At 67.0% G+C, this 5,987-nt stretch carries 1 protein-coding gene; it reads right to left on the bottom strand.

The genetic code is table 11. The annotated features are described in order from the left end of the window. Nucleotides 1-21 precede the first annotated feature (21 nt). Nucleotides 22-5,955, bottom strand: coding sequence for an amino acid adenylation domain-containing protein (locus tag LVJ94_19410; protein WXB09386.1), 5,934 nt, complete (start codon nt 5,953-5,955; stop codon nt 22-24). Nucleotides 5,956-5,987: the final 32 nt, after the last annotated feature.

Below are 5,987 nucleotides of genomic sequence, written 5' to 3' on the forward strand. Positions count from 1 at the left end.
AATCCTCGCCAGGTGAGCGGGTCAGTGGTGCGGGAAACGCGGTGGTTGGTCCAACCCGTCCAGCATGAATGCGATGGCGCGTTCGAGATCGCGCAGGATTCCCGTGATGACGTCATCGCGGAAGTAGCGGCGATAGTAGTGGAGCACGATCACGAGCTGCTGGCCCGGGAACACCTCCACGCGGAGCGGAAAATCGAGCTGGATGGCCGCGATTCGAGCCAGCATCTCGGTCGTCGGCGAGGGACGCAGATCCATCTCGGCGACCATGGCGGCGAAACCCGGAATGTTCTCGATGGCAATGTAGCTCTGGAACAGGCGTGCCTCTTCTTTGGGAAGCTCACTCCACTGTTTCGTATCGGAGAGGCAGGTGTGCTCATAGCGTCGGAGCTCGAGAAAATCTTCCTGCGCGGTGTGCAGCCAATCGCGCAACGTCTCGAATCGTGCGGCCGACGGCGGGCGGATCGCGAGGACGTTGTTGAACAAGCCGACCATGTCTTCGACCCCGGAGATTTCCGCGGAGCGGGCCGAAACGATGGCGCCGTAAAGGACGTCTTGCGTCTTCGTGTAGTGGGCCAGCAAAAGGGACCAGGCGCCGTGGATGAACGTACTGAGCGTGAGCCTCTCCTCGCGCGACAGGGCGTCGAGACGTTCGGTGATGGCACGGCCGAACACCACATGCTGCCGCGAGAAGGCCGGTTCGGGCTCGGTCCCGGGTTCGACGCCGCCGATCGATTCGACGAGGGGTGTCGGGCGGACGATACCCGAAAGCTTGCTTCGCCAAAAGGCCTCCGTTGCGCGCGCATCGTGCGCGCGTACCCGCTCGATGTGCGCGCGCGGGGGAGGGGGATTCTCCAGCACCGGCACCGCGCTGCCGGTGGAATACGCGTGGTAGAAGGCCATGAGCTCGCGGAAGACGACCACCGTGCTCCAGCCGTCGCGCTGGAGATAATTGAAGGCGAAGACGCACCAGTGGTGCTCGTCGTCGGTGCGGAAGACGGCGGCGCGCATCTGCGGGCATTCGTCCAGGGCGAAGCCGCGCGCGCGCGTCGCCTGAATGTAGCTGCGGAGGCTGGATTCGAGCTCGCCCTCGGGGATCTGGCGCCAATCGTGCGCCTCCATCTCGAGCCGCGCCTGCTCGTGGACGACCTGTACGTACCGTCCGGAGTGCGACTTGGAGAACGACGTGCGCAGTCCAGGATGGCGATCGATGACCGATTGCCACGCGCGCCCCAGCGCGGGAACGTCGAGCGTTCCGCGCATCGGGAAGATGGTGAAGAGTACGTAGAGACCCACCTGGGGATGGTTCACGAGCTGGTCGATCATGTACGCCTGCATGGGCGCGACGGGGTAGACATCGACCGCGTCGGTGGTGTCCGGCAGGTCGACGCTCTCCGCGAGATCTTTTGGCGCCCTGCGCGACTCGGGCACGGGGATCGACTTGGGCGGCTCCGCGTCGAGGTCGGCATTCAGCACGGCCGCGAGTTCGGTGATGGTTTGGTTCCGAAAAAGTTGCTCCACCGTGAGGTTCAAGCCGTGTTTGCGCGCCCGAGCGATCGCCTGGATGCTGTGAATGGAGTCGCCTCCCAGGGCGAAGAAGTTGTTGTTCATGCCCACGGACTCCAGCCCCAGGACCTCGGCCCAGATGCCCGCCAGCGTTTCCTCCACCTTGGTGCGGGGCGCGACGTAGGGAACTTCGATCTCGGAGAGCGTCGGGGCCGGGGCCGGCAGCACGGCACGATGGACCTTTCCGTGGGCGCCTATGGGAATGGCGTCCAGCAGAACGAAGGCCGACGGGATCATGAAGTCGGGCAAGCCCTGTTTGAGGGCTTGGCGCCACACGGGGACCAACGCCGCCGAGAGCCGCTGGCGAAGGGGCTGCGTCGACAGCTCCTCGCCCGGCCGCCGCGTCTCCGCCGCGTTCGTGCGGGTCGTTCGGGGCTCGTCCGGCCGAAGGAATCGCGCGTCGAAGAAGCCCGGCGCCTCGTCGCACGGCGTGACGTCGACGTCGTAGCCCAACTCGTCACCGAGCGCGAAGACCGACTCGGGGGCCACGCCGGTGTGCCCCGGGCCGTCCTCCGCGAGCGCCTTGCGCAGCTGTCCCGCCGTGGTGCCCTCGCTGGCATCCGCGACGAGCTCCAGGGCGCGTACTTCGCGCACGAGGCGAGCGTCCCGCAGATGGCGCAGCACGAGCTCGGACGGGCGCTCCGACGTGAGGTGGCGGCGCACGTCCTCCAAGGTCGGCACGGTGTCCGGCGCGGCGTCCTTTTGCCAGGCCAGCGGATCGGCGCCGGCGGGGGCGTGGCGCAGGATGACGTCGTAACGGAACTGGTTCAACTCGTTCTGGTAGCGCCCGCGCTTGGACAGGATGCGCTCGCACACCAGCGGGCCGTCCGCGTTCGAGGTCCGGAAGAACGCCGGATGGATCACGAGCTCGTTCTCCGTCAACATCGCGTGCCGAACGCGGCGTCGCAGCTGGTCGCATGGCCGCTTTGCCGGAGCCTTGGTGAGCTCGAGCGACGTGTGGAACAGCTCGAGAAGCGGTAGGCTGCGCACGTCGCCGATGAAGATCGCGCCGCCCGGTCGGAGCAGGCGCTGGGCGCGTTCCAGCACGCCGGAGAGGTACTGGAGGCTCGGGAAATACTGAACGACGGAGTTCAGCACGATGACATCGTAGGCGCCCGGCGGCCCATCGAGCTCGATGGCCTCCTTCTGCTCGAGCGCTACGTGCGACAGCCCGCGGGCCGAGACCTCCTGGCGGAGCTCCTCGATGGCGACCTTCGAGATGTCGGTCGCGTGGTACGCCTCGCAGTGGGGGGCGAGGCGGAAGAGAAACAACCCCGTTCCTGCGCCCAGCTCGAGGATGCGCGCGGGGTTCAGCGCCCGGATCCGGGCGACGGTGGTGTCGACCCATTCCTGCATGGCCTCTGCGGGCAGTTGCTTGCCCGTGAAGCTGCTGTTCCAGCCGCTGAAGTCTTCGTCGATGTTCGCGGCGCGCCCGGCGCCCGGCGGGCGGTACGTGTCGTCGTAGACGGTCTCCCACGTGCTCACGTGTTCGAGCTGCACGCCGGCCGACGCGGCGGCATCGTCCTCGGGCACGACGTACGCCACGAGCCGCTTGCGACCGCCGTCTTCCTCGCGCCCCGTGACGACGGCATCCTTGATCGTGGGCTGGCGCCGCAGGGCCGACTCGATCTCGCCGAGCTCGATGCGGAAGCCGCGAATCTTGACTTGGTCGTCCAGGCGCCCGAGAAACTCGATGACGCCGTCACCTCGGAAGCGCGCGCGATCGCCGGTCCGGTACATCTTCGCCGCGTCCGCGCGGAAGGGATCGCGCACGAACCGCTCGGCATCGAGCTCGGGTCGATTGAGATACCCGCGCCCCACGTTCGTACCGCCGATGGTGAGCTCCCCGGGAACCCCGACCGGCGTCGGCTGGCCGTGCGTATCGAGGATGTAGATCTGCGTGTTGGCGATGGGCCTGCCGATGGGAACCGTCGGCGAGGTGTCCTCTCGTTTGCACTGCCAGAACGTGACGTCGACCGCCGCCTCGGTGGGGCCGTACAGATTGTGCAGCTCGGCGGAGGGCAGCTTGCCGAAGAATCGATCGCGGTACTCCGCGGGCAGCGCCTCGCCGCTGCAGATGACGCGCACGAGCGACGTGCACTCCGTCATGTCTGGATGGTCCAGGATGGCCTGGAGCATCGACGGCACGAAGTGGATCGTGGTGATGCCTTCCCGCACGATCGTCTCGGTGAGGTAGGCCGGATCCTTGTGGCCCTCGGGGCGGGCCATGACCAGGCGCGCGCCCGTCATCAGAGGCCAGAAGAACTCCCACACGGAGACGTCGAAGCTGAAAGGCGTCTTCTGCAGGACGCGGTCGTTCGGCGTCAATCCGTAGGCGTCTTGCATCCAGAGGAGTCGATTGCAAATGCCCCGGTGCGAGTTCATGGCACCTTTGGGCAAGCCGGTCGAACCCGATGTGTAAATCATGTAGGCCAATCGCGAAGGCGGCATGGCCACGTCGGGGCGATGGGTCGGGTAACCCTCCAGCGCGTCGTCCACGCGGACCTGACGCAGCCCCTCGAAGCGCGCGCCGAGCTCCAACGGCAACCCGCGATCGGTGAGCAGCACCGCGGGGTTGGCATCGCGGAGCATGTGCTCGACCCGGTCGGCCGGGTAGGTGGGGTCGACGGGAACGTAGGCCCCACCGCTCTTCAGCACGGCCAGCAGCGCCACCACCAGATTCGCCGAGCGCTCGGCGTAGACCCCGACGAGCGTGTCGGGCGTCACCCCCGCCGCGACGAGCAAGTGCGCGAGCTGATTGGCGCGCGCATCGAGCTGGGCGTACGTCAGCGTCTGACCCTCGAACGACACGGCCACGGCGTCTGGCGTTCGCGCGACCTGCGCCTCGATGTGCTCGTGGAGGAGCCGATCGGGCCCGTAGTCTTTCGCGGTGTCGTTGAATTCGACGACGACGCGGCGGCGCTCTTCCTCGTCGAGGAGCGGGATGGCCGACAAGCACAGCTCGGGATTCTCCGTCACCGACTCGAGCACCTTGAGCAGGTGCCGCGCCATGCGTGCGATGGTCACCTCGTCGAAGAGATCGGTGCTGTACTCGAAGGTGGCGGTCCAGGTGTCGCCGAGCAGGAGCAGCTGCAGCCAGATGTCGAACTTCGCCGTGCGCGAGTGGAGTTCTTCCACCGAGCACGCGAGCCCCCGCAGCGGGAGCAGCCCCAGGCCCGCGTGCTGCAGCACCATCATGACCTGAAAGAGCGGATTGCGGCTCAAGTCCCGTTCGGGCGACAGCTCGTTGACGAGCTGCTCGAAGGGAAGGCCCTGATGTTGCAGTGCCTCAAGGGTGCGCGGGCGAATGCGCCCCAGGAGCGCGCGGAACGAGGGATCGCCGGAGAGATCCGTTCGGGATGCGACGGTGTTGGCGAAGAAGCCGATGAGGCCTTCCGTTTCGACCGGCGAGCGGTTGGCGATGGGCGAGCCCACCACGACGTCGTCCTGCCCCGAGTAGCGCGATAGCAGCGCGGTGAAGGCGCCCAGGAAGAACATGTACGGGGTGACGTCCTCGCGCTGGCACGCCTCGCGAACGGCGACGACCAGGAGCTTGGGCACGGCGATTTCCATGCGGGCGCCGCGGAAGGTCTGCACCGCGGGACGCGGGCGATCGGTGGGGAGCGACAGCGTCGGGAGTCCCTCGAGTTCCCGCTTCCAGAAATCGAGATCGGCCTGGTAACCACGGTCGGCGATTTTCTTCTGCTGCCAGGTGGCGAAGTCGGCGTACTGGATGGGCAGCTCGGGCAGGGCGCTCGGCTTGCCCTCCGCATAGGCGCCATACAGCGCGACGAGCTCGCGGTTCAAGACACCGAAGGACCAGCCATCGAACATGATGTGGTGGATGGTGAAAAGAAAGACGTGCTCGTCCTGCGCCAGGCGCAAGAGGCGGGTGGCGAACAACGGGCCCCGCTCGAGTGAGAGGATCCGACGCGCCTCCGCCTCTTTGGCTTGCGCCATGCGGGCGGCCCGTTGGGGCGCATCGATCGCGGCCAAATCTTCGAACGGAACGTCCACCTGGAAGGGCACGCCGATCACCTGCTTGGTGCGCCCGCCCACCGACGGAAACGTCGTCCGCAACGTCTCGTGCCTTCGGACGATCTCCGTCAGCGCGCGCGCGAGTGCCGTGCGGTCCAAGCTTCCCACGAAGCGGAAGGCGAACGAGGCGTTGTACGCGGGGCTGCCTGGGACGACTTGGTCGAGGTACCAGGAGCGGAGTTGCGTCGAAGAGACCGGGGCCTCCCGCGGCGCACCCGTGACCGCAGCGTCCGTGCGCGCGATGGTCGCGCGGGCCGAGGGCTCCGTTCCACCGCGCTTCCATCGTTCGAGAAGCGCGCGTTTCGCGGGGGACATTTCGTTGAGACGCGTCGCGGTGGGATCTTGATTGGACATGGGTTCCTTCGATGTCTTCCGTGGCAAGTGGT

Source organism: Sorangiineae bacterium MSr11367 (assembly GCA_037157805.1).
Classification (GTDB): domain Bacteria; phylum Myxococcota_A; class Polyangia; order Polyangiales; family Polyangiaceae; genus Pendulispora; species Pendulispora rubella.